This is a genomic window from Micromonospora sp. NPDC049051 (assembly GCF_043197575.1).
Lineage (GTDB): Bacteria > Actinomycetota > Actinomycetes > Mycobacteriales > Micromonosporaceae > Micromonospora.
This window is the reverse complement of sequence record NZ_JBICTL010000025.1, coordinates 1-1,756: the sequence shown is the minus strand read 5'-3', so window position 1 is coordinate 1,756 and position 1,756 is coordinate 1. Positions and strand designations below refer to the sequence as shown.

The 1,756-nt window shown below is 62.8% G+C and carries 1 protein-coding gene; it reads left to right on the top strand.

All coding sequences use genetic code 11. The features are described 5' to 3' along the window. Nucleotides 1-1,756 (top strand): condensation domain-containing protein (locus tag ACGFIR_RS31590; protein WP_393149036.1); only part of this gene is annotated, 1,756 nt, incomplete at both ends.

The following is a 1,756-nucleotide window of genomic DNA, read 5'->3' as shown; positions in this document are numbered from 1 at the left end:
ACCTCGCGGGTCTTCTTCCGGTGCATATGGTGCCGGGTGGTTTTGTTGTTCTTGATGAGTTGCCGTTGAATTCTAATGGGAAGGTGGATCGGGGTCGGTTGCCGGTTCCTGATCTTTTGGTGGTGGGTGGTCGGTTGGCGCGGACGCCGGTGGAGGAGGTGTTGTGTGGGTTGTTCGCGGATGTTTTGGGTGTGGCTGGTGTGGGGATTGACGATAGTTTCTTCGATTTGGGTGGGCATTCTCTTCTGGGTATCAAGTTGGTGAGTCGGGTTCGTTCGGTGTTGGGTCGGGAGTTGTCGATTCGGAGTTTGTTTGACGCGCCGACGGTGGCTGGTTTGGTGGGGCGGTTGGATGCGGGTGGGGGGACGCGTCCGGTGTTGGGTCGGGCGGTGCGTCCGGAGTTGGTGCCGTTGTCGTTCGCGCAGCGTCGTTTGTGGTTCGTGCATCAGTTGGAGGGTTTGAGTTCGACGTACAACATGCCGTTGGTGTTGCGTTTCGGTGGTGGTGTGGATGTGGCGGCGATGCGGGCGGCGGTGGGGGATGTGTTGCGTCGGCATGAGTCGTTGCGGACGGTTTTCCGTGAGGTTGGTGGGGTTCCGTGTCAGGTGGTGGAGCCGGTGGGTGATGCTGGCTCGTGGCTGTCGGTGGTGCCGGTGTCGGCGTCGGATTCGGGTCAGGTGGTGCAGCGGGCGGCCCGGTATTGTTTCGATCTGGCGGTCGAGCGTCCGATTCGGGTGACGTTGTTCGCGGTGGATTCCGGCGAGTTCGTGTTGCTGGTGTTGTTGCACCATATTGCGGGTGACGGTTGGTCGTTGGCGCCGTTGTGTCGGGACCTGCTGGTCTCTTATGAGGCGCGGTGTGGGGGTGGGGTCGCCGATTTGCCGGGGTTGCCGGTGCAGTATGCGGATTACGCGTTGTGGCAGCAGGAGTTGCTCGGTGATGAGGGTGATCCGCAGAGTGTGGTGTCGCGTCAGGTGTCGTTCTGGCGTGGTTATCTGGCGGGTGCGCCGGAGGAGATCGTGTTGCCGTTGGATCGGCCGCGGCCGGCGATGGCGTCGTATCAGGGGTCGGCGGTGCCGTTCCGGTGGGATGCCGATTTGCATGCTGGTCTGGTCGAGGTGGCGAGGTCGACGCACACGACGGTGTTCATGGTCGTTCAGGCGGCTTTGGCGGTGTTGTTGTCGCGTTTGGGTGCGGGTTCGGATATTCCGATCGGTACGGCGGTGGCCGGTCGTTCGGACGAGGCTCTGGATGATGTTGTCGGGTTCTTCGTGAACATGCTGGTGTTGCGGACCGACGTGTCGGGGGATCCGTCGTTCCGGGAGTTGTTGGTGCGGGTGCGGGAGTCGGATCTGGCGGCGTTCGCGCATCAGGATCTGCCGTTCGAGCGGCTGGTGGAGATCATGAATCCGCCGCGGTCGTTGGCGCATCATCCGTTGTTCCAGGTCGTGTTGAACTCGGACGGTAACGTGCGGCCGGATGCGGGGGTCGAGGGTGTCGTCCTGGACATCGACGACTCGGTCGACATCGGCGCGTCGAAGGTGGACCTGACGATCCACCTGCGGGAGCGTCGTGTCGACGGGGCCACGCCCGCCGGGGTGGAAGGCGCGATCGAGTACGCGGTGCAGTTGTTCGACGAGGACACCGTGCTCACGTTCGCCCATCGACTGGAACGACTCCTACGCACCGTGGTCGCCGACCCCGACCAACACCTCAACGGCATCGACATCCTCACCACCACCGAACGACAGCGGAT